The organism is Actinomycetospora cinnamomea, assembly GCF_003096675.1.
In the GTDB taxonomy this organism is placed as follows: Bacteria; Actinomycetota; Actinomycetes; order Mycobacteriales; family Pseudonocardiaceae; genus Actinomycetospora; species Actinomycetospora cinnamomea.
Map to the genome: position 1 here is coordinate 344,870 of NZ_QEKW01000003.1, position 21,199 is coordinate 366,068.

The following is a 21,199-nucleotide window of genomic DNA, read 5'->3' on the forward strand; positions in this document are numbered from 1 at the left end:
CGGAGGATCCGCGTGACGGCCCGTCGCGGTTAGGGTCGGCGATCGTGAGCGTGCCCCCTCGTCCGTTCCAGCGCCTCGCCGTCGTCAACCGTGGCGAGCCCGCGATGCGCTTGCTCAACGCCGTCCGGGAGTGGAACGCCGAGCACGACGGGGCGCTGCCACCGATCCGCACGATCGCGGTGCACACCGCGGTCGACCGCCACGCGATGGCGGTGCGCGAGGCCGACGAGGCCGTGCTCATCGGGCCCGACGACCCCGACGACATGGGTCCGGTGCCCTACCTGGACCTCGCCGAGCTCGAGCGTGTCCTGGTCGAGCGCCGCGCCGACGCCGTCTGGCCGGGCTGGGGCTTCGTCTCGGAGCGCGCCGAGTTCGCCGAGCTGTGCGAGCGCCTCGGCATCACCTTCGTCGGCCCGGGCTCGGAGACCATGCGCCGGCTCGGCGACAAGATCGAGTCCAAGCGCATCGCCGAGGGCGTCGGCGTGCCCATGGCGCCGTGGAGCGGCGGGCCGGTCGCCGACGCCGAGGCGGCCCGCACGGCCGCCGAGAAGGTCGGCTTCCCGCTCATGGTCAAGGCGACCGCGGGCGGCGGGGGGCGAGGCATCCGCTTCGTGGCGCGTCCGGAGGACCTCGACGACGCCGTGGCCCGCGCGTCGGCCGAGGGCGCGCGTGCTGCGGGCGACGGCACCGTGTTCCTCGAGGGCGCGGTGCGCGGCGGGCGCCACGTCGAGGTGCAGGTCGTCGCCGACGCGCACGGCGGGGTGGTCACGCTCGGGGTGCGCGACTGCAGCGTGCAGCGGCGCAACCAGAAGGTCATCGAGGAGTCCGCGTCCATTGCCCTCGACGCCGAGCGCGACCGGCTGCTGCGCCGCAGCGCGGCCGACCTCGCGCGCGCCGCCGGCTACGTCAACGCCGGCACCGTCGAGTTCCTCTACGACCCGGCGCACGACGTGCTGTCGTTCATGGAGGTCAACACCCGCCTGCAGGTCGAGCACCCGGTCACCGAGGCCGTCACCGGCGTGGACGTCGTCAAGCTGCAGCTGCACGTGGCGATGGGCGGCACGCTGGGCGAGGTCCTCGGCGACCGGGTCATGGCAGACCCCCTTGCACCGCCGGCCTCGGGCCACGCCATCGAGGCCCGTCTCACCGCCGAGGACCCCGAGCGCGGCTTCGCCCCCGCCCCCGGCGCGATCCGCCACCTCGTGCTGCCCGCCGGCCCGGGCATCCGGGTCGACACCGGCGTGGCCACCGGCGACGTCATCCCGCCGCAGTACGACTCGATGATCGCCAAGGTGATCGCGTGGGGCCGCACGCGCGAGGAGGCCCGCGCCCGCCTGGTTCGCGCGATCCGCCAGACCGCGGTGGTGGTCGAGGGCGGCACGACCAACAAGGCGTTCCTGCTCGACCTGCTCGCCCGGCCCGAGGTCGCCGAGGGCCGCGCCGACACCACGTGGCTCGACACGATGATGGCGCGGGGCTACACCCCGCCCCGGCGGGTCGACGTGGCGCTGCTGGCCGCGGCGGTCGAGGCGCACGAGGCACACGAGTTCCGCCAGCAGGGTCGGCTGTTCCTCTCCGCCGAGCGCGGGCGGCCCGAGGTCGGCCACGAGGTGTGGCACCAGGCGGACGTCCGCGTCGTCGGCGAGTCCTACCGCCTGCGCGTGGCCCGCACCCGCCCGTCGCACTACCGCGTCGTGGTCGACGGCGACACCGGGGTGGACGTCGTGGTCGAGCGCTCCGGGCGCTTCGAGCGCCGCCTCACCGTCGGCGGCCGGACCTTCGGCGTGCTGTCGGTGACCCAGGGGTCGGACTACCTCGTCGAGGTCGACGGCGCCGTGCACCGCATCGCCGGCGGCGAGGCCGGGCTGGTCCGCGCCCCGGCGCCGGCGATGGTCGTCGCCGTTCCCGTCTCCCCCGGCGACACCGTGGCCGAGGGCGACACCGTGGCCGTCGTCGAGAGCATGAAGCTCGAGACCGCGCTGCGCGCCCCCGTCTCGGGGCGGGTCGCCGAGGTGCTCGTCGACGCCAACACCCAGGTCGAGGGCGGGACGCGGCTGGTGCGTCTCGAGCCCGACGCCGACGACGTCGCCGGCGGCGGTGGCGACGCGCGCGCGAGCCTCGCGCCGCTGGTCGACGACGGCCCGGCCGAGGCGACCGACGCCCGCACCCGGGCCCGTGACGCGCTCGCCGCGCTGCGCGCGCTGGTGCTCGGCTACGACGTGGACGAGCGCGAGGCCCAGCCGCTGATCGAGGCGCTGGACCGTGCCCGCGAGGAGCTGCCGGCCGACGACCCGGATCTGCTCGCCGACGAGACCGGCATCCTGCGCATCGTCGCCGACCTCTCCGCGCTCTCCCGCAACCGCCGCCTCGAGGGCGGGGTCGAGGCGGACGACACCGCGGTCGACGAGGAGGCGGTGCGCAACCCGCAGGAGTACCTCTACGCCTACCTGCGCTCCCGCGACCCGGACGCCGAGGTGCTGCCGGAGTCGTTCCGCCTCAAGCTGCGCCGCGCGCTCGCGCACTACGGCGTGACCGACCTGACCGGCAGCCCCGAGGTGCTCGGCCCCGCGCTCTACCGGATGTTCCTGGCCCACCGCCGCGCCGGCGCCCACCAGCCGGTGGTCGCGGCGCTGCTGCGCGCCCGGCTGCGCCGCCCCGGCCTGCCAGACCGCGAGGGCGAGGCGTACCGCGCCGTGCTCGACCACCTCGTCGCCGCCACCCAGGTGCGCCACCCGCAGATCGGCGACCTCGCGCGGCAGGTGCGCTTCCGCTGCTTCGACGCGCCGCTGATCGAGTCCGAGCGCGCGCGGGTCCAGGACCGGGTGCGCACCGAGCTGGACCAGCTGTCCGACGACCCCGCCGCCCGCGCCGCGCAGATCGACGAGATCGTCGCGTCCGGTGAGCCGATCCTCGGGGTGTTCGCCGAGCGCCACCACGCCGTGATGCTCGAGGTGATGACCCGGCGCTACTACGGGCTCATCCGCGACCTCGGCGAGGTGCGGGTCGACCGGCACGACGGGCGCCCGCTGCTCACCGCGCGCTACCCGCACGAGGGGCGCTCCTACGTCGTCGTCGCCACGGTGTCCGAGGTCGACGAGCCCGAGGGCGCCACCGCTCCGGACACGGTCTCGACGGACCTGCACCGGCTGGTCGAGTCCATGCCCTCCGACGACCGGGTGCTCATCGACCTGTACGTCACCTCCCCGCGCGGCGCGGAGGGCGCCGACAGCCCGGACGACCGCGCGGCGCGCATCCGGGACAAGATCGGCGTCGTGCCGGCGTCCGTCGAGCGCGTGACCGTCGGCGTGCGCGGCACCGACCGCGACGGCAGCGACGGCAGCGGCACGACGAGCTGGTTCACCTTCCGCCGTGCCGACGACGGGTTCGGGGTGGAGGACCGGACCCTGCGCGGCCTGCACCCCATGGTCGCGGAGCGGCTCGGGCTCTGGCGCCTGCGCGACTTCGAGCTCACCCGCCTGCCCTCGGCCACCGACGTCCACCTGTTCGACGCCCGCGGGCGCCACGTGCCCGAGGACCGGCGCCTCATCGTCACCGGCGACGTCCGCGACCTCACCGTCCTGCGCGACGACGCCGGGCGGGTCCGGGCGCTGCCCCAGGTCGAGGCGGTGCTCGACGCGGCGCTGGACAGCCTGCGCTCGGCGCGGGCCGCCGACGCCGCGCTCGGCCGGCTGACCTGGAACCGCGTGCTGCTCTACGTCTGGCCCGTGGTCGACGTGCCCCTCGGCGAGCTCGACGGGATCGTGCGCACGCTCGCCCCGCGCACCGAGTCGCTGGGGATCGAGCAGGTGATGGTGCGCTTCCGCACCCCCGAGCGCGAGCTCGTGCTGCGGATGAGCCGCCCGCCGGGGGCGGGGCTCACGCTGCGCGTCACCGAGCCGCCCAGCCACCCGATGGGCGAGCTCGACGCCTACACCCAGAAGGTCATCAAGGCCGCCCGTCGGGGCGCGCTCTACCCGTACGAGCTGATCCCGCTCATCACCCGCAACCCCGACCCGGAGGGCGAGCCGGGCACGTTCACGGAGTACGACCTCGACAGCTCCGACGGCGGGGACGGGCGCCCGGTGCCGGTGCACCGCGCCTACGGGGCGAACACCGCGAACTTCGTGCTCGGCATGGTCACCACCCCGACCCGACGCCAGCCGGAGGGCCTGACCCGCGTGGTGCTCATGGGCGACCCCACCCGGGCGCTCGGGGCGATCGCCGAGCCGGAGTGCCGCCGGGTGCTCGCCGCGATCGACCTGGCGCGGGCGCACGGCGTGCCGATCGAGTGGTACGCGGTCTCCGCCGGCGCCAAGATCGCGATGGACTCCGGCACCGAGAACATGGACTGGATCTCCCGGGTCCTGCGGGCGATCATCACGTTCACCCAGGAGGGCGGCGAGATCAACGTCGTCGTCACCGGCATCAACGTCGGCGCCCAGCCGTACTGGAACGCCGAGGCGACGATGCTCATGCACACCCGCGGCATCCTCGTGATGACCCCGGACTCGGCGATGGTCCTCACTGGCAAGCAGTCGCTGGACTACTCTGGCGGCGTCTCGGCCGAGGACAACTACGGCATCGGCGGCTACGACCGGATCATGGGCCCGAACGGCGAGGCCCAGTACTGGGCGCCGGACCTGTCGGGCGCGGTCGACGTGCTGCTGCGCCACTACGCGCACACCTACGTCGTGCCCGGCGAGCGCTTTCCCCGCCCGGCGGCGACCACCGACCCCGACGACCGCGACGTGCGGGACGCCCCGCACCACGGCGACGGCTTCACCCACCTCGGAGAGATCTTCGACCCGGCCGTCAACGCCGAGCGCAAGAAGCCCTTCGACATCCGCTCGCTGATGAGCGGCGTCGCCGACCACGACCACCCCACCCTCGAGCGGTGGGCCGACATGCAGGCCGCCGAGTCGGTGGTCGTGCTCGACGCCCATCTCGGCGGGCACCCCGTCGAGCTCATCGGCATCGAGTCGAAGCCGCTGCCGCGCCACGGCCCGCCGCCGGTCGACGGCCCGGCGCAGTGGACCGCGGGCACGCTGTTCCCGCGCTCGTCGAAGAAGACCGCGCGGGCGATCAACGCGGCCAGCGGGAACCGGCCCGTGGTGGTGCTGGCCAACCTGTCGGGCTTCGACGGCTCGCCGGAGTCGCTGCGCGGGCTGCAGCTCGAGTACGGCGCGGAGATCGGCCGGGCGGTGGTCAACTTCCGCGGACCGATCGTGTTCTGCGTGGTCTCGCGCTACCACGGCGGCGCGTTCGTCGTGTTCTCCGGGACGCTCAACGACGAGATGGAGATCGCGGCGGTGGAGGGGTCCTACGCCTCGGTGATCGGCGGCGCCCCGGCCGCGGCGGTGGTGTTCGCCGGCGAGGTCGCCAAGCGCACCGCGGCCGACCCCCGTGTCGCCGACCTCGAGAGCCGCATCAGCGAGGGGCTCGAGCGCGGCGAGGACGTCGCCGAGCTGCGCGACCGGCTCGCGGTGGTGCGCCCGGCGGTGCGCTCGGAGAAGCTCGGCGAGATCGCCGACGAGTTCGACACCCACCACTCCGTCCGGCGTGCCCAAGAGATGGGCTCGGTGCACGAGGTGGTGCAGCCCGCGCGGCTGCGGCCCTACCTCGTCGACGCGGTGCGCCGCGGGATGGAGCGGACGCAGGCGGGTTCGTCGGGGTCGTCGGGGCTGCTGTCGCAGACCTGATCGTCACCGTCCTCGCTGCCGTCCTCGCGCCGCCGCGGGCGGGGTAGGACCGGGTCGATCAGGTCGAGCTGGTCGTCCCCGGCGCGCTGGGGACGGCGGTAGTGACTGACCACCCACCCCGTCTCGCGCGCGTGGCCGTGGACGAACGCCATGGGTCCAGGAAACCACGCCCCGCGTCCCCGGTCAGCGCACGACGAACCCGAGGCCGCGGCTGGTGGCGCACTCGCGGGCGCACTCCAGCACCCGCGCGAGGTGGGGGTCGGTCGCGTGCTCGCCCGCCGCGACGACGATCGTGACCGGCGCCGCGTCGCCCGCGCCCGCGATGATCCCGTGCAGCCGGCAGCTCAGGGTGGCCGCGGCGTCGCGCCCCGGCCCGTCGGGCACCGCGACCAGGATCTCGCCGGGCTCGGTCGGCGAGGCGGACGGAAGGATGGCGGGGTCGGGACGCACGGCGGTCACGGGTCCTCCTCGGGCGCCGGAGGCGCCGGGTGTGGCAGCGGGCTGACGACACCGTCGACCCGGACATCCGACCTTCCTACCCGGACCGGACGAAGTCCACGCTCTCCGACACCCCGAGACCGGCTCGTTGCCTGCCCCGCGACCGGTCACGGTTGACCGTTCCCGTGTCGCCCGAGAGGGTGCCGCGGGACGGGCGAGGGCGAGGAGGCCGGCGTGCAGGACGCGTTCACCGAGATCGACTATGCGGTCCGCGACGGGATCGCCACGCTGGTGCTCGACCGGGAGGCGCGGATGAACGCCTTCACCGGGCGGATGTGCGACGAGCTCGTGGCCGCCTGCGACGCCATCGACGCCGACGACGCCGTCCGCGCGCTGGTGGTGACGGGCCGGGGACGCGCGTTCTGCGCGGGCGCCGACCTCGGCGAGGGCGGGAGCACGTTCGACGACCGGGCGCGCGACCCCGCCGAGACGAAGGCCGCCCGCTACGGCGAGGTGAACGGCGTCGGCCGCGACCGCGGCGGGGTCGTGGCCATGCGCTTCGCGGCGCTGCAGGTGCCCGTGATCGGGGCGATCAACGGCCCCGCGGTCGGCGTCGGCGCGACGATGACGCTGCCCATGGACGTGCGGCTGGCGGGCGCGTCGGCGCGCTTCGGGTTCGTCTTCGCGCGTCGCGGCATCGTGCCCGAGGCGGCGTCGAGCTGGTTCCTCCCGCGGGTCGTGGGCATCTCGCGCGCGATGGAGTGGGCGATGACGGGCCGGGTGTTCGACGCCCGGGAGGCGCTCGAGGGCGGGCTGGTCTCGCGGGTGGTCCCCGACGAGGACCTCCTCGACGCGGCCTACGCCCTGGCACGCGAGGTCGCCGAGAACACCTCGTCGGTGTCGGTGGCGGTCACGCGGCGGATGATGTGGTCGATGCTGTCGGCCGCCTCTCCCTGGGAGGCGCACGCCCTCGACTCTCGGGCGATCGCCCTGCTCGGCCGCGACGGCGACGCGGCCGAGGGCGTCACGGCGTTCCTCGAGAAGCGGGCCCCGGCCTTCCCGCTGCGCCGCACACGTGACCACACCGACCTGGTGCCGGAGTGGCCCTGATCAGGCGGGCAGCGGCTCCGGGAGCGTCACCGCGTCGACCAGGGCGCCGAGCGCCGCGGGGTCGCCGGTGAGCTCCAGCAGGCCGTCGGCCTGCGCGTCGGCCACCGGCAGGCCCTGGTAGACGATGCCGGCGAGGACCGTCGGCGAGCAGCGGACCGTGGCGTCGGCCCCGGGCACCTCACCCCGCTCGATCTCCAGGGTGCCGTGCGCGATGCGGGCGCGGAACGGCTGGTCGTCGAGGACGAGCTGCAGCGTGACGTCGGCGTCGGCGGCCAGCTCGGGGTGGAACATCGTCCGCAGCGAGAGGATGAACGAGTCGACCTTGATGCTGTCCGATTCGGGCAGCGAGCGGGCGGCCCAGCGCCCGAGCGCCTGCAGCACCGGCTCGAGCTCCAGGCCCCATTCGGTGAGCTCGTACACCGCGGAGGCGGCGGGCGGCGGCAGCCGGCGCCGGCGCAGCACCCCGGCGTCCTCCAGCTCGCGCAGCCGCTGGGACAGGACGTTCGGGCTGGCGTGCGGGAGGCCGGTGCGCAGGTCGGTGAACCGCTTGGGGCCGAGCATCAGCTCCCGCACCACCAGCAGCGCCCACCGCTCCCCCACGAGGTCGAGCGCGTGGGCGGCACCGCAGCCGTCGAAGTAGTCCCGTCGTGCAGCCATACCGGCACCCTACCACCGGATACGTCTACCGACCTGCGAAGTAGCATCTTAGGACTACGGCGGTCCGTGCCCGGGCGACCCACCCCGACACGGAACGAACGCGCCGTTCGCTGCTTCTACAGCAGCGAACGGCGCGTTCGTCGCTCCCGGGACGCGCCTCAGGTGCCGGGCGCGATGAAGAACTCGAGGGCGATGTTGTCGGGGTCGCGGAACGAGATGCCCGTGCCGTAGTGCGCCTTCTTGACCCCGCCGTGGGCGATGCCGAGCTGGTCGAGGCGGTCGCGCCACTGCTCGAGCTCGGCGGTGCCCGACAGCCCGAAGCTGATGTGGTCCAGGCCGGTGCGGTGCTCGTCGGCGCGGTCGCCGGACTCGCGGCCCAGGTGCGTGTGCAGGCCGAAGAGCGTGCCGCCGTCGAGGGCGAAGACGGTGTGGTGGTACTCGCCGCCCTCCTCGTCCTCGTCGAGCACCGGGTCGGCGCCGAAGAGCCGGCTGTACCACCGGGTGCTGCGCTCGAGGTCCGAGACCGTGATCGCGACGTGCTGCAGGCCGGGGAAGGCCATGGGACGGGCTCCTTTGCCTCGTGTCTGGCGGGCGGACGATCAGTCGTGGTGCGACCAGGTCGGGGCGCGCTTGGCCAGGAACGCCGACATGCCCTCCTGGGCGTCGCACGTCATCGCGTTCGTCGCCATGGTCTCGCTCATCTGCTCGTAGGCCGCGTCCTCGGGCAGGTCGACCTGGCGGTAGAACGCCTCCTTGCCGATGCGCAGCGTCACCGCGCTCGCGTCGGCGACCTTGTCGGCGAGCGCCCGCACCGCGGCGTCGAGCTCGTCGGCCGCGACGACCTGGTTGACCAGGCCCCACTCGGCTGCCGTCGCCGCGTCGATCGTCTCGCCCGTGAGCAGCAGCTGCATCGCACGCTTGCGGCCGATCGCCCGGGTGACCGCCACCATGGGCGTCGAGCAGAACAGCCCGATCTTCACCCCGGGCGTGCCGAACACGGCACCCTCGGCGGCGACGGCGAGGTCGCAGGTGGCGACGAGCTGGCACCCGGCGGCGACGGCGACGCCCTGCACCGCGGCGATCACGGGCTGAGGCACGCGGTGCACCGTGGTCATGAGCTCGGTGCAGACCGCGAAGACCTCGCGTTCCTCCTCGAGCGTCCGGTCGATCATCTCGGAGAGGTCGTGCCCGGCGGAGAACGCGGGACCCTCGGCCCGCAGCACGATCGCGCGCACGCCGTCCCGGGCGGCGACGTCGGTGAGCGCGGCGGTGAGCTCGCGCATCGTGGCCACGGAGAGGGCGTTGCGCCGTCGCGGGTTGGCGAGCGTCAGGACGGCGGTCGCCCCCTCGACCTCGACCCGCACGGCGGGCGGATCCGCCGGCTGCTCGTGGGTGGGGGTGGAGGGCGCACTCACGGTCATGCGTCCACGTCTATCAGTCACGACGGCCACGGGCCAGGCCGTGACGGGCCGGACCGGCCCCGCCGAACGGACGGGTCGACCCGGACGTGCCCTCGGTCAGGCCATCGCGCGGCCGCGCGTCGGGCCGTCCGGGCCCGTGCCGTCGCCCTCGGCGTCGTCCCGGTCGAAGCGCATCCAGATCGCGCGGCGCTCCTCATGGGTCCGCGCCCCGGCCATGGCGTCGAGGCGCCGACGCTGGTCCTCGTCCGCGGCGCCCTGGGCGCGCGCGCGGGCAGCCTCGGCCATGGCGATGTCCGCCTCCGCCTCGGCCGCCGACGAGGGTCGCGGCTGGCGATGGGCGTCCTCCGGGGCCTCGGCGGCGTCGGCGTGGTCCTCGGGGTCCTCGGGGTGCCGTTCGAGTTTGTACGGGTTGTCGGGCGGCAGCTTCGCCGAGAACCGCCCGTAGGCCCCGGTGAACAGGAGCACCATGCCGGCGCCGATCGAGAAGAAGACGTTGGGCAGGCGGAACGCCAGCAGGTTGTAGGCCGTGCCGATCAGCGCGAGGTTGACGAACGCCGAGACGAGGAAGAGCGTCCCGATCACGACCATGACGGTCGAGGAGAGCCGTCCCCCGCGGATCGCGGCGGCGACCAGCACGACGGCGGTGACGATCGAGACGGTCGACAGCGCGCCGTTGGTGGACATCCCGAGGATCGGTTCACCCTCGGTGTCGAAGAAGCCGAGCCCGCCGACGAAGCCGAGCACACCGAACGTGGCGATGATGGCCGCGACGACGAGCGCGCCCGCACGATGGATCCAGATGACGCGGTGATCGGGGCGGAGGGAACTGCTGCGCTCCGCACCCGGCGTGCTCATCGCACACCCCGCTCGGCGTCGTGGCGGGCCTCGGCGCCGGTCTCGCCGGCGTCGCCGAGATCGCGGCCGGCGGTGCGGCCGACGAACGTCTCGGAGTCGCCGGTGCCGGTGCTGGCGCCCTGGTCGCCGCGGTTCTCGGGATGTGCCCCACCCGTGGTGCGCGACGCGGCGGTGCGCGGGTCGTGGCCGGCATCGGACTCGGAGGGGTCGTCGGTGGGCGAGGGACCGACGGGACCCCGCTCACCGGTCAGGCGGGCTCGCCAGTGGGCGAGGGTGTCGGAGAGGGACATGCTGCAGGCTCCCGGGCGTGGTCTCGACGTGGTGGAGACCCCCTCGGGATGTGCGGACCCCGGACGCCCGAAACGTCACGTCCGGGTCGCGGACCCGCGCACCACCACCGGCCTGCGCCCCGTGCGGCGGACGGAGGGTCGTGATGCTGCGGCACCTCGCCCGAACCGGCGGTGAGCGCTCGACCGCGAACGGTGCTGGTCAGGGCGGTGCGGGCGGAGCTCCCTGCAATATGTCGACCGCATGTCCGGCGCACTGCACGCCGCCATCGCCAGCCCGATCGTGGCGATCGTGTCGCTGATGCTCCCGCGGTGGCACCGCCGACGCGTCGACACCCCCGCCGCTGCCCAGACCCAGCCGTCCTGACCGCTCCCGGCTACCAGGGACGGGCGGCGCGCTCCTCCGCGTCCAGGTAGGACGGGTCGAGCCACGGCGGCAGCTCGGTGGGCACCTCGACGTCGACGTGCTCGCCGCGGAAGGCAACGCGGGCGTGATCGCCGTCGACCACGACGTCCACGTGCTCGAGGTTGCGGGGCTCGCCGGGGTCGTGGCCGAGTGCGGCGGCGGCGAAGCCCCGGAGCAGCGCGGAGTGCGAGGCGACCAGGGTGATCATGTCCGGGTCCTGCGCACGGATCCCGGCCCAGGCCCGGTAGGCGATCACCTGAGGCGGCTCGAAGTGCAGGCCGACCAGCGTCATCCAGCGGTCGATGGGCCCGCCGAGACGGGAGCCCGCGCCGTAGTCGGTGTCGAACTGGTCATAGGCCCGCACCCAGTCCGGGGCCGGCGTCCCGTTCGCGCTGAACCGCAGGCGGTGCGCCGCGACCCCCGACGACTCCCGGGCGGCGCCGCCGTGCAGGAACTGCAGGCTGTCGAAGCGCACGTCGGGGCGCAGGTCGCCGAGGTCGAGGTCGTCACGGCGGGCGGCGAGGACCTCCCGCAACGTCCGCGCCGTCGCGGTGGCCCGCGCGGTGGGGGCGTGCACCATCGCCACCCGAGCGCCGGTGGGCAGGTCGCCCGCGAGCTCGGTGGCCTTCGCCCGGCACTGCTCCTCGCCGTGCTCGGTGAGCCCGACGTCGTCGAAGTAGCCGTGGGTCTCGCCGTGGCGGATCAGGAGTACCCGACTCATGCCGCCCACCCTGGCGCGATCATCGGGCGGTCCGCGCGGCGGGTTCCGCAGCGCCGAACGACGCGAGCTCGAGATCGCCCGGGCTGCGGGCGCCGGCGAGGGCGAGGGTGAGGTCGAGCTCGGCGAGGACGTCCCGGGTCACCTGCGCGACCCCCGCCGCCCCGGCCAGCGCGAGGCCGTAGGCGAAGGGCCGGCCGAGGCAGACCGCGGTGGCGCCGAGGGCGAGCGCCCGGGCGACGTCGGCACCGCTGCGCACGCCGGAGTCGAGCAGCACCGGGACCCGGTCGCCGACCGCGTCGACGACGCCGGGCAGCAGGTCGAGCGTCGCGACCGACCCGTCGACCTGACGGCCGCCGTGGTTGCTGACGAGCACCCCGTCGACCCCCGCGTCGAGCGCGCGGCGGGCGTCGTCGGGGTGCAGGACGCCCTTGAGCACCACCGGCAGCCGCGTGCGCGAGCGCAGGGTGGCGATGTCGTCCCAGCTCAGCGTGGGTCGGGAGTAGACACGCAGGAACGTCTCCACCGCGGCGCGCGGCAGCGGGGAGCGCAGGTTGTCGACGAAACGCCCGGGGTGGTGGCGGCTGATCTCCAGCAGGGTGCGCACGGCCGTCGGCGTCGGGCGCGGTGCCGGGCGGGCGGGGCCCTCGGCGGTCTCGCGCGTCAGCCGGGCGAACACCGGGTCGGAGGTGTACTGGGCGATGCCCAGCCCGCGGGCGAACGGGAGGTGCCCGAGGTCGAGGTCGCGGGGACGCCACCCGAGCACGGTCGTGTCGAGGGTGACGACGACCGCGCCCGCCCCGGCCGCCTCGGCACGGGCGAGGAAGCTGTCGACGAGGTCGTCGGAGGTCGACCAGTAGAGCTGGAACCACCAGCCGGCCGTCGCGTACGGCGCGATGTCCTCCATGGCGTGGCCGGCCTGGTTGGAGACGATCATCGGCACGCCGGCCTCCCCGGCGCCGTGGGCGACGGCGAGGTCGGCCTGGCGGGAGACGAGGTCGAGCGCACCGATCGGCGCGAGCAGGACCGGGGCGTCCAGTCGGCGGCCGAACAGCTCGACCGAGGTGTCGCGCTCCCCCACCCCGCGCAGGACGCGCGGCACGATCCGGTGCCGGTCGAAAGCCGCGCGGTTGGCGCGGACGGTCTCCTCGCTGCCCGCGCCGCCGGCGACGTAGGCCCAGGCACGCCGCGTCATCGCTCGGCGCGCCCGCCGTTCCAACGCGGGGAACGCCGTCGGCACCACCGGCCGTCGCCCCGCAATCCCGCCCCGGTACACCTCGTCCTGCCGCGCCCGCCCGCTCTGGCTCACGTGTCCCATCCTCGCGTGGGCGCACCGTCCCGGTGCGAGCAATGCGGCTTTGCTTGCGTCCAACGCCAGGAACTCCGCATTCTCGCTCGGCAACGATCTCGAGGGAGGCGTCGGTGGGCACAGCGGCAGGGGCGGTCCGGGGGACGACGGCGGCGGATCTGGAGGCCACCGTGCGCGGCTACATGGACGCCTGCACCGCCGGCGACGCCGACACGGTGGCCGCCCACCTCGCCCCCGAGGCGGTGCACTACTTCCCGCCCGACATGTACGACGGCCCGTGGCGTGGCGCCCGGACGATCGCGCAGCGCTGGGCCACCGCGGTGCGCGAGCGCGGCTCGTCGTGGACCGTCGACGCGATCGTCGTCGACGAGCCGCGCCGGCAGGCCGTGTGCGAGTGGACCCACCACAAGGGTTCGCTCGGGGTGATCCTGCGCGGCGCGGAGTGGTACGAGTTCGACGGGGACGGGTTCATCACCGAGATCCGCGCCTACTACGCCTCGCCCCAGGCCCCCGACCTCGCCCGCCTCGAACTCGGCGGCTTCGACTACGCGGGACGGGGCTACCCGCACGCGTAGCCGGGCGCCTCGCGCGGCACGGCGTGTCGCAGCCGCGAGGATGTGGCGATCCTGGCGTTGAACGCCAGGAAAGCCGCATTGCTGGCACACCCCGTGTGCCACCGGCTAGTGGTCGAGGAGGTCGGTGATCGGGGCGAGAACGGTCGGCCAGGTCTCGTGGGCTGGGTCGACGATCGTGAAGTGGTCGCCCGGGACCTCGATCAGCGTGGCGTCGTCGCCGGACGCGCGGGCCGCGGCGACGTAGCGGCGGCTGATCGCCGGCGGGACGCGGTCGTCGCCGGGCGCGTGCACGCACCGCACCGGCACGCCGATCGGCAGCAGCGCCATCGGGTCGGCCGCGGCGTAGCGCTCCGGGACCTCGTCGGGCATGCCCCCGACGAGGTCGGGCACCGCGGTCCCGCCGACCCCGTCACGCGCCGCGTCGGCGAGCGTGAGGACACCCGCCAGCGACACGATGCCCGCCACCGGGACACGCGCCGCGACCCAGGCCGCGAGGTGCCCGCCCGCCGAGTGGCCGACCACCACGACCGGCGGGTCCGCCGCCGCGACGGCGCGGCCGACCGCGGCCTCGACGTCGTCGAGGGTCGCGGGGAACGCCGCCTGGCCGACGCGGCGGTACTCCACGTTCCACACGGTGGGCCCGCGGGCGTGCAGGTCCTCGGCGACCGGGGCGATGTGGTCGAGCCCGACCCGGGCGCGCCAGAAGCCGCCGTGCAGCAGCACCACCGTGCCGCGCCGACGACCCGGGGTCACGTCGACGAACTGGTGGGCCCCCGGCCCGTAGGCGAGCCGCTCAGCGCACACGCAGCATCGCGTCCAGCTCCACCGCGAAGCCCCGCGGCAGGGCGCGCACCCCGATCGCCGTGCGCGCGTGCTCCCCGCGGGCCCCGAACACCTCGGCCAGCAGGTCCGACGCCCCGTCGACGACCCCGGGCTGGTCGGTGAAGTCGTCGGTGCACGCCACGTAGCCCCGCAGCACGAGCACCTGGGCGACGCGGTCCAGCGAGCCCAGCGCGTCGCGTGCCTGGGCGAGCAGGTTGAGCGCGCACGCCCGCGCTGCGGCGTAGCCCTCGGCCACGCCGAGGTCGGCGCCGAGGCGGCCGGTGTGCCCGTCGGCGCCCTGCCCGGCCAGGTGCAGGACGTCGCCGGCCGTCGTCCACCCGCGGTAGTTCCCGGCCGGGCGGCGCAGTGGCGGCAGGGTCAGGCCCAGCTCGCCCAGCCGCTGCTCGGGGCCGGTCACGGCGACCACACCCGCCGCCGCCGGGGTTCGTCGGCGGGCAGGCCGAGCGCCCGCGCCACCCGGGCCACCGACCCCGCCGGGTCGGTCACCTCGAACAGCTCCGCGGCCATGCCCGCCCGGCGCGCACCGTCGAGGTTCGCGGCGAGGTCGTCGACGAACAGGCACCGGCGCGGGTCCTCCCCGAGCGCGGCGGCCGCGGCGCGGAACGCCGCCGGGTCGGGCTTGAGGACGCCGAGCTTCGCCGCCTCGAGCACCCCGTCGAAGCGGGCGACGGCGGGGAAGCGCTGCGGCCAGTCGTCGCCGAACCAGTGGGCCATGTCGTTGGTGAACGCGACGACGCGCACCCGCCCCGCGAGCCGGCCGATGAGCCCGAGGATCTCCCCGCGCACGTAGGAGCAGTCGCGCCACAGCGCGCCGATGTCCAGGTCGGGGCGGCGCCGGGCGAGGCGGGCCCAGTAGTCACGCTCCTGCGACTCGCCCACCTCGACGGCGCGGTAGTCGTCGTCGGGCCCCGTCGGCCCCGCCGGGAACCCGGGGACGTCGGTGGACTCGAACAGCGTAGGGATCACCACGCCGCCCATGTCGAGCAGCAGCGTGCCCCCGGCTCCCCGCGTCCGGCGCAGGGCCCGGCGCCGCGCGGCCCGCACGGGGTCGGGTGGCACGGGCTCGGGCCCGCCGGGCGGGCGCGGCGCGCAGGACGTCACGGGCTCCCCGACCGTCCGGCTCCGTCGGGCTCCGCGTCCGCGGGCGCGAGCACCGTGACGACGCCCTCGCTGCCGTCCACCCGCACCCGCTGGCCGGTGCGCAGGGTCGCGACGGCGTTGCCGGTGCCGACGACCGACGGCATGCCGTACTCGCGGCACACGATGGCGGTGTGGCTCATGATCCCGCCGACGTCGGAGATGGTGGCGGCCACGCGGGCGAACACCGGCGCCCACGACGGCGACGTCGCCGGGCACACCAGCACCTCGCCGGGCTGGACCTCGGTGAGCTCGGACGGGTGGGTGACCACGCGCACCGGCCCCTCGACGACGCCGGGTGAGCCGGCGGTGCCGCGCAGGGTGCCGGCGTCACCGTCGGCGCGCAGCCACTCGGACACCGTGGAGGTGGTGATACCCCAGAGCATGACCGTGAACGGCTCGTCGATCTGGGTCGGCGGCGGGCCGAGCGCCGGCGGCGGCTCCCACGCCCGCAGGGCCTCGTAGATCTCCCGGCGGCGCGTGATGATCGGGCGCCAGTGGTCGGCCCCGCGGGGACGCGAGCCCACCGACCAGCCCGCGACACAGTCGTAGATCGCCTCCGCGACCTCGTAGCGCCGCAGGAAGAACATGTCCTCGGGCTCGTCGAACTCGCCCATCGCCGCGAGCGCGCGGGAGAGCTCCTTGGACTTGGCCCAGAACGTCGCCCACATCCAGTGCTCGATGTACAGCACGTGCTCCTCGATGTAGGCGAACACCTGGCGGGCCAGGGCCAGGGTCTCGTCGAACGTGGCGCGCTCCTCGTCGGCGAGCAGCTCGCGGTAGCCCGCGGTGATCCGGTCGCGCTCGGAGAGCACCTCGTCGGTGGGGCGGTCGATCGACTCGCCCGCCTCGAGGCGGCGCAGGTACTCGCGCACCGACGCCAGCGGGATCTCCGGCTCGTCGGCCCAGGTGGGGTAGGTGTGGTACCCACCGGGGTGCCCGGGGTCGGTGTTGATGAGGAACCACGGGTCGGCGGTGCGCTCCCAGTCGGCGACCCACTCGGCGCCCGCGGTGTCCGAACGCAGGGCCGCGAAGAGCGTCGCGGCGTCCTCGGTGCCGCCGAGCCGCCCGGCCAGGCCGAGCCGCTGGGCCTCCTTGGCCAGCCGCTTGAGCTCGTCGTCGGGCCGGTAGAGCTCGACGCGCAGCCCGCCGACCATGCGCGAGATCGACTGGTCGGAGATGTCCGGGAAGGCCTGGCGGCACATCGCGAAGAACGTCAGGTACGCCGCGTAGCCGATGTTGAGCAGCTCGAAGTGGTACTGGTAGGTCTCGTACATCGTGAGCACGAGCCGGTCGAAGTCCCGGATCATCCGGAAGCCGGCCGAGTGCCCGACGTGCTCGTAGACGGTGGACTCGGGCTCGAGCTCGGGCAGGGGGTCGAAGCGCAGGCCCCGGATCTCCTCGAGCTTGGCGGTCACCTTCTCCTTCCACTCCGCGTAGATCGCGTCCCAGCGCTCGTAGTAGTGCCCGGCGCGGCGGCCGAACTCCTCGGCGCGGGCCGCGATCTGCTCTGCCGGCGCCGCCACGGGCGTCACGTAGAGCCGCCCGTTGACGATGCGCTGGTCGACCCCGAACGACGGCGGCATCGCGAAGATGCGGGTGTTGAACGCGCCGAGCGCCTGCCACCAGCACTCGCACTGGATCTCGTCGTAGGGGTGCAGCACGTCGGGGTGGTGCAGGCGGTCGGCGAACCAGAACCGGCCCTCGTCCAGCTCGCGGCGCTCGGGACCGAAGAGGTGGTACCAGTCGTACATCGACTCCCAGCCCTCGGCGCCGGGCGGGGTCTCGATGTCGAACGGGCTGGGGAACCGGTCAGCCGCCATGGTCGGGCTTCCCTTCGTGCGGGGCGGGGGTCGGGGTGGGGCTCGCGACGGGGGTGGCGGCCCCGCGGGTGAGGGTGGCCAGCACGGCGGACAGGGCCGAGCGGGTGCCGGGGCCGGCGGTGGCCGCGCGGGGGGCACGGGCGCTCCACACCGTCTCGGGACGGGTCTGGAGCAGGTGGACGTGCTCGGGGCCGCCCGGCTCGGCGACGGCGAACTCGCCGTCCTGGGGCACCCCGGCCGCGCGCTCGACCCGCCGCGCGACGGCGAGCAGCTCGGCGAGCTCGGCGTCGTCGAGGCAGGGACGCTCGCGGGCGTCCGGCGGCACCGGTACCTCCGTCGGGCCGGACGCCGCGCCGTCGGAGGAGCGCACGAGCCGCCGCGGCTTGGCGACGACCTCGCGGCGCAGCACCTCGCCGCTGATCTTGTCGAGGACGAAGCGGTCGGGGGTCACCGCGCCGGAGACCAGCGGCTCCCCCAGCCCCCACACGGCCTCGCACACGACGGTGGAGCGGTCGCCGTTGGCCGGGTTGAGCGTCATGAACACCCCGGCCGCCCGCGCGGGCACCATCTCCTGCACGACCACCGCCATCGCGCCCGCCGTCCCGACACCGGCGTGCCCCCGGTAGGAGACGGCGCGCGCGGTGTAGAGGCTCGCCCAGCAGCGGCAGACCGCGTCGGCCACCGCCTCGGCGCCCCGGATCTCGAGGTAGGTGTCGTGCTCGCCGGCGTAGGAGGCGCCGACGGCATCCTCCCCGACCGCCGAGGAGCGCACCGCGACGCGCACCGCGTCCCCGGCGAGCCGGTCGTGGGCCGCACGGACGGCGTCGAGCACCGGGCCCGCCGCGGCCGTCTCCAGCAGGCGCGCGCGCACCGCCGCCGCGGCCCGCTCGACCTCGTCGATCGCGGCGTCCGGCCGCAGCGCCCGCAGGGGTCGCTCCAGATCCCCGGTCCGGTCGCCGAGGGCCGCCCGGAAGGCCTCGGTCGTCACGACGAAACCGGCGGGGACGCGGGCCCCGAGCGCGACCAGCCGGTGCAGCCCGGCGCCCTTGCCGCCGACCACGGCGGCGTCCGCGGCGGCCGGGTCGTCGAGACCGATGACCCACGCCGGCCCACCCGCCCTGCTCACGAGCCGTCCCACCCGGCGACGAGCGCGACCACCGCCGCGTCGACGCACCCGCGCCCGGTCGCGGCCGCCGCGGCCTCGTCGGTCGCGACCAGCACCGTCGTCCCCGTCCCCGCGTCGAGCAGGTCGACCGCCACCCGTTGGGCGCCGGAGGCGGGCTCGCGCACCAGCACCATGCGGGCGCCACCGAGCCCGTCGACCTCGCGCTCGGACCAGACCCGCCCGACCACCTCGCCGAGGATCACGGCGTCGACCCCCGGGCCTCGATGGCCCGCGCGAGCCGATCGGCGCTGCCGTTCTCCAGCAGCCCGACCGACACCCCGTGGGGCTTCGGGTAGACCTGGGCTGCCCGCAGCTCGCCGTACTGCTCGACCGCGGCCGATCCGGCGTTGACGGCCTGGCGCACGGCGGCGAGCGAGCCGCGGACCGCCGCGGCGAGGTAGCCGCTGCTGACCCGCTCGACGGTCACGGTCTCGACGTCGGCGGTCTTCATCATCGCCTCGATCCCGGCCGCCAGCGCCACCACGCCGCGCGTCTCCAGGATCCCGATCGCTCCGGCACCGCGTTCCGCCATCGGTCAGCTCCCCACCATCGCCATGTCGCCGGCCAGGGCCTGGACCGGCGTGCACGGGCTCGCGAACACGATCGACTTCACCGCCCGCCCGGACACCGCGCGGGCCACCTCCTCGCCGACCTCGACGGCCTCCTCGACGGTCGCGAGGTCGCCGGTGACCGCCACGGCCACCAGCCCGCCGCCCAGGCGGACCGCCCCGCGGACCTCCACCTCCGTCGCCTTGACCATGGCGTCGACCGCGTCGAAGACCGGCACGAACCCCTCGGCCTCGATGAACCCCACTGCCCGTGCCATCAGGTCTCCCTGCTCTCGGTTGGCTCGCCCCACCACACGACCGCCGCGCCCGTGCCCCACACCGGGCCGTAGGCGAGGACCTCCCCGGGCCGGTCGACCGCGCCCGCACCGTCGAGGAACGCGAAGGCCCGGAACTGGCTGTCGGCCTGGGCCGCCGCGGCGTACTGCGGGCTCATCGCCAGAACCGCCTCCCGGTCGCCGGCGCGGATCGCGTCGAGCATCTTGCGGTTCCAGCGGTCGTGGGTGTCCTCGACGCGGTCCTCCCCCGGGTCGATCCAGCGCCCGGTCAGGCCCGAGGACAGGCCGGTCACCGCGACGACGCCGAGCCGGCGCCCCAGCTGCCCGGCGGCCCGCATCCCGGCGGCCGCGACGGCGGCCATCGCCGAGGGGTCGGCGTAGAGGTTGCACGACACCATCGCCCAGCGGCCCTGCCCGCGGGGGTCGAGCAGCTGCGAGGCGACGACCGTGCCGGTGTCGACGGGGAAGCCGTCGTAGCGGGTGCGCCGGGCCTGCATCCCGTCCGCGTCGATCGCGTCCGCCCAGCGGTGCGCGAGCTCGGTGTCGACGGTGACGTCGTAGGCGAGGTGGCCGTAGTCGTAGCGGTACCAGTTCTCGTCGGTGCGCCGTCCCCGGAGCCGGTCGTCGCACTGGACCTGGTGGCCGAGCACGGTGAACCAGTGCGTGGACAGCAGCAGCACCGTCTCGACGCCCGCGGCGCGCAGCCGGTCCCCGACCGTGCGCGTCGCCGTGGCGAGCTCGGCCCAGCTCGAGGTCGGGTCGCCGGCGAGCAGGTGGGGCATGGCGGGGACGAGGGCCGCCGGGAGTGCGTTCACGGCGCCACCCACTCGACGACGGCGTTGCCGGTGGCGATGACCGTCCCGTAGGCCAGCACGTCACCCGCGACCTCCGGCCAACCCATGGCCGCGAGCAACCAGGTGAGGCTGCCGGCCTTGGTCTCCGACGCCGTCGCGCCGATGTGGCGCGGGATCGCGTCCTTCAGCCGCGACGTCGGGCCCTCCCGGACGATCTGCAGGAGCTCCATGTCGCCGGCGTACTGCTCGTGGGAGAACGGGTGCTCGGCGGCCATGTCCTCGGGCAGGTCGGGCTCGGTGTCCCAGTGCATGTGCGACAGCGAGTTCGACGCCAGCAGCACCGCGCGGCGTCCCGTGCGCTCGATCGCCCGCCGGGTGGCCGCGCCCAGGGTCTCCATCTCGCCCAGCGACGCGTCGGAGTAGTAGTACGGGTTGTTGTTGGCCGAGAGCGACACGACGGGCAGGTCCCAGTCGGGGTTGGCCAGGTGCAGCGCGCCGATCGTCGCGTAGTCGACCCGCACGCCCTCCTCGCGCAGCGCGCTGGTGACGAGGCCGGCGCGCTCGCCCTCCTCGACGACGGCCTCGGCCAGCTCGACGTCGGTGCGGAAGTCGTAGTGGTAGCGGAAAAGGTGCGGGAAGATCGGCTCGACGCTGACGCCGCGCGGGTTCGGCACGCAGTTGACGTGGTGGCCGACCATCGTGATCCAGTGCGGCGCGTGCACCACGAGGACGTCGGGGCGGTGGGCGCGCAGCCGGCGGCGCAGCTCCTCGTAGCCCCAGCGCAGCACCTCCCAGCCCCCGGTCGAGCGCGGCTCGTTCTGGGGCGGGTTCTCCGCGTACACAAGGTGGGGCGGGTGCGGCGCCAGGTAGCCCGCGACGATCCCGCCGCGGCGCGGCCCCGGCCCGGGCGCCGCCGCCGGGCCCGGTCCCGACGGGGAAGCGGCCGCGCGGCGCGCCCCGGACCGGGTGCTGCCGGCGGGGAGGTGGAAGACGCGGGACACGGTTCGCGACGCTAGGGGCGGGCGCGGCGGCCGCCCCAGCGTCGTGTCCCGCAGGGCTGGACACCGTGCCGGGAGCTGCCCAGACTCCGGCAGATGGTGTCGGCCGGCCCGAGGAGT

Annotated in this window: 22 protein-coding genes; 4 read left to right on the plus strand and 18 right to left on the minus strand. The window is 75.1% G+C overall.

The genetic code is table 11. The annotated features are described in order from the left end of the window. The first annotated feature begins 44 nt into the window (after positions 1–44). Complete coding sequence (locus C8D89_RS08615; RefSeq protein WP_279323361.1) at positions 45–5,699, plus strand: ATP-binding protein; 5,655 nt, start codon at positions 45–47, stop codon at positions 5,697–5,699. 183 nt (positions 5,700–5,882) lie between these two features. Here the strand turns inward: C8D89_RS08615 and C8D89_RS08625 are convergent, their stop codons facing one another. After that, positions 5,883–6,158, minus strand: coding sequence for a hypothetical protein (locus tag C8D89_RS08625; RefSeq protein ID WP_116707671.1), 276 nt, complete (start codon positions 6,156–6,158; stop codon positions 5,883–5,885). Between the two features lie 213 nt (positions 6,159–6,371). On the opposite strand from C8D89_RS08625, the gene C8D89_RS08630 reads away from it, so the two are divergent. Continuing rightward, positions 6,372–7,247, plus strand: a complete 876-nt coding sequence (locus tag C8D89_RS08630; RefSeq protein WP_116707672.1) for an enoyl-CoA hydratase-related protein — start codon at positions 6,372–6,374, stop codon at positions 7,245–7,247. Here C8D89_RS08630 and C8D89_RS08635 read toward each other — a convergent pair whose 3' ends face one another. The 5 genes from C8D89_RS08635 to C8D89_RS08655 form a co-directional block, all read right to left on the minus strand. Then, positions 7,248–7,904 carry a winged helix-turn-helix transcriptional regulator gene (locus tag C8D89_RS08635; protein ID WP_116707673.1) on the minus strand — a complete coding sequence of 219 codons (657 nt, stop codon included), beginning with the start codon at positions 7,902–7,904 and terminating at the stop codon, positions 7,248–7,250. A gap of 158 nt (positions 7,905–8,062) precedes the next feature. Beyond that, complete coding sequence (locus C8D89_RS08640; RefSeq protein WP_116707674.1) at positions 8,063–8,464, minus strand: VOC family protein; 402 nt, start codon at positions 8,462–8,464, stop codon at positions 8,063–8,065. A 39-nt stretch (positions 8,465–8,503) separates the two neighbouring features. Next, positions 8,504–9,325: an enoyl-CoA hydratase gene (locus C8D89_RS08645; RefSeq protein WP_116707675.1), complete on the minus strand. Its 822-nt coding sequence runs from the start codon at positions 9,323–9,325 to the stop codon at positions 8,504–8,506. A gap of 96 nt (positions 9,326–9,421) precedes the next feature. Then, positions 9,422–10,180, minus strand: coding sequence for a DUF4383 domain-containing protein (locus C8D89_RS08650; RefSeq protein WP_116707676.1), 759 nt, complete (start codon positions 10,178–10,180; stop codon positions 9,422–9,424). Then, on the minus strand, positions 10,177–10,470 hold the full coding sequence (locus C8D89_RS08655) for a hypothetical protein (RefSeq protein ID WP_116707677.1): 294 nt from the start codon (positions 10,468–10,470) through the stop codon (positions 10,177–10,179). Before C8D89_RS08655 ends, C8D89_RS08650 begins: the two co-directional genes overlap by 4 nt. Positions 10,471–10,711: 241 nt before the next feature. Here C8D89_RS08655 and C8D89_RS30725 point away from each other — a divergent pair, with 241 nt between their 5' ends. Continuing rightward, complete coding sequence (locus C8D89_RS30725; protein WP_279323362.1) at positions 10,712–10,834, plus strand: hypothetical protein; 123 nt, start codon at positions 10,712–10,714, stop codon at positions 10,832–10,834. Between the two features lie 10 nt (positions 10,835–10,844). On the opposite strand, the gene C8D89_RS08660 is transcribed toward C8D89_RS30725, so the two are convergent. Both C8D89_RS08660 and C8D89_RS08665 read right to left on the minus strand, forming a co-directional pair. Then, complete coding sequence (locus tag C8D89_RS08660; protein ID WP_133251849.1) at positions 10,845–11,594, minus strand: histidine phosphatase family protein; 750 nt, start codon at positions 11,592–11,594, stop codon at positions 10,845–10,847. Positions 11,595–11,613: 19 nt separating this feature from the next. After that, positions 11,614–12,900, minus strand: a complete 1,287-nt coding sequence (locus C8D89_RS08665; protein WP_243417951.1) for an alpha-hydroxy-acid oxidizing protein — start codon at positions 12,898–12,900, stop codon at positions 11,614–11,616. Between the two features lie 113 nt (positions 12,901–13,013). Between C8D89_RS08665 and C8D89_RS08670 the strand changes: the two genes are divergently transcribed. Continuing rightward, on the plus strand, positions 13,014–13,475 hold the full coding sequence (locus C8D89_RS08670; protein ID WP_207787125.1) for a nuclear transport factor 2 family protein: 462 nt from the start codon (positions 13,014–13,016) through the stop codon (positions 13,473–13,475). A gap of 105 nt (positions 13,476–13,580) precedes the next feature. On the opposite strand, the gene C8D89_RS08675 is transcribed toward C8D89_RS08670, so the two are convergent. Genes C8D89_RS08675 through C8D89_RS08720 form a run of 10 tightly spaced genes read right to left on the minus strand, consistent with a single transcriptional unit; the run spans position 13,581 to position 21,082 of the window. Then, the gene (locus C8D89_RS08675; RefSeq protein ID WP_116707681.1) at positions 13,581–14,279 is read right to left on the minus strand and encodes an alpha/beta hydrolase family protein; all 699 of its coding nucleotides are present in this window, start codon (positions 14,277–14,279) and stop codon (positions 13,581–13,583) included. Further along, positions 14,269–14,715, minus strand: coding sequence for a RidA family protein (locus tag C8D89_RS08680; RefSeq protein WP_116707824.1), 447 nt, complete (start codon positions 14,713–14,715; stop codon positions 14,269–14,271). Before C8D89_RS08680 ends, C8D89_RS08675 begins: the two co-directional genes overlap by 11 nt. Further along, positions 14,712–15,419, minus strand: coding sequence for an HAD-IA family hydrolase (locus C8D89_RS08685; protein WP_116707682.1), 708 nt, complete (start codon positions 15,417–15,419; stop codon positions 14,712–14,714). The genes C8D89_RS08680 and C8D89_RS08685 overlap by 4 nt, the downstream gene beginning before the upstream one ends. Further along, on the minus strand, positions 15,416–17,278 hold the full coding sequence (locus C8D89_RS08690; protein WP_116707683.1) for a PEP-utilizing enzyme: 1,863 nt from the start codon (positions 17,276–17,278) through the stop codon (positions 15,416–15,418). Before C8D89_RS08690 ends, C8D89_RS08685 begins: the two co-directional genes overlap by 4 nt. Next, positions 17,268–18,404, minus strand: coding sequence for a PEP/pyruvate-binding domain-containing protein (locus C8D89_RS08695; RefSeq protein ID WP_165825604.1), 1,137 nt, complete (start codon positions 18,402–18,404; stop codon positions 17,268–17,270). Before C8D89_RS08695 ends, C8D89_RS08690 begins: the two co-directional genes overlap by 11 nt. Beyond that, a complete protein-coding gene (locus tag C8D89_RS08700; RefSeq protein WP_116707685.1) occupies positions 18,401–18,646 on the minus strand; it encodes a EutN/CcmL family microcompartment protein in 246 nt (81 codons plus the stop codon). The genes C8D89_RS08695 and C8D89_RS08700 overlap by 4 nt, the downstream gene beginning before the upstream one ends. Then, entirely contained in the window at positions 18,643–18,975 is a 333-nt protein-coding gene (locus C8D89_RS08705; RefSeq protein ID WP_116707686.1) for a BMC domain-containing protein, read from the minus strand. The genes C8D89_RS08700 and C8D89_RS08705 overlap by 4 nt, the downstream gene beginning before the upstream one ends. Positions 18,976–18,978: 3 nt before the next feature. Next, complete coding sequence (locus C8D89_RS08710) at positions 18,979–19,269, minus strand: BMC domain-containing protein (protein WP_207787126.1); 291 nt, start codon at positions 19,267–19,269, stop codon at positions 18,979–18,981. After that, positions 19,269–20,102 carry a DODA-type extradiol aromatic ring-opening family dioxygenase gene (locus C8D89_RS08715; RefSeq protein ID WP_207787127.1) on the minus strand — a complete coding sequence of 278 codons (834 nt, stop codon included), beginning with the start codon at positions 20,100–20,102 and terminating at the stop codon, positions 19,269–19,271. The genes C8D89_RS08710 and C8D89_RS08715 overlap by 1 nt, the downstream gene beginning before the upstream one ends. Beyond that, positions 20,099–21,082, minus strand: coding sequence for a DODA-type extradiol aromatic ring-opening family dioxygenase (locus C8D89_RS08720; RefSeq protein WP_116707687.1), 984 nt, complete (start codon positions 21,080–21,082; stop codon positions 20,099–20,101). The genes C8D89_RS08715 and C8D89_RS08720 overlap by 4 nt, the downstream gene beginning before the upstream one ends. Positions 21,083–21,199: the final 117 nt, after the last annotated feature.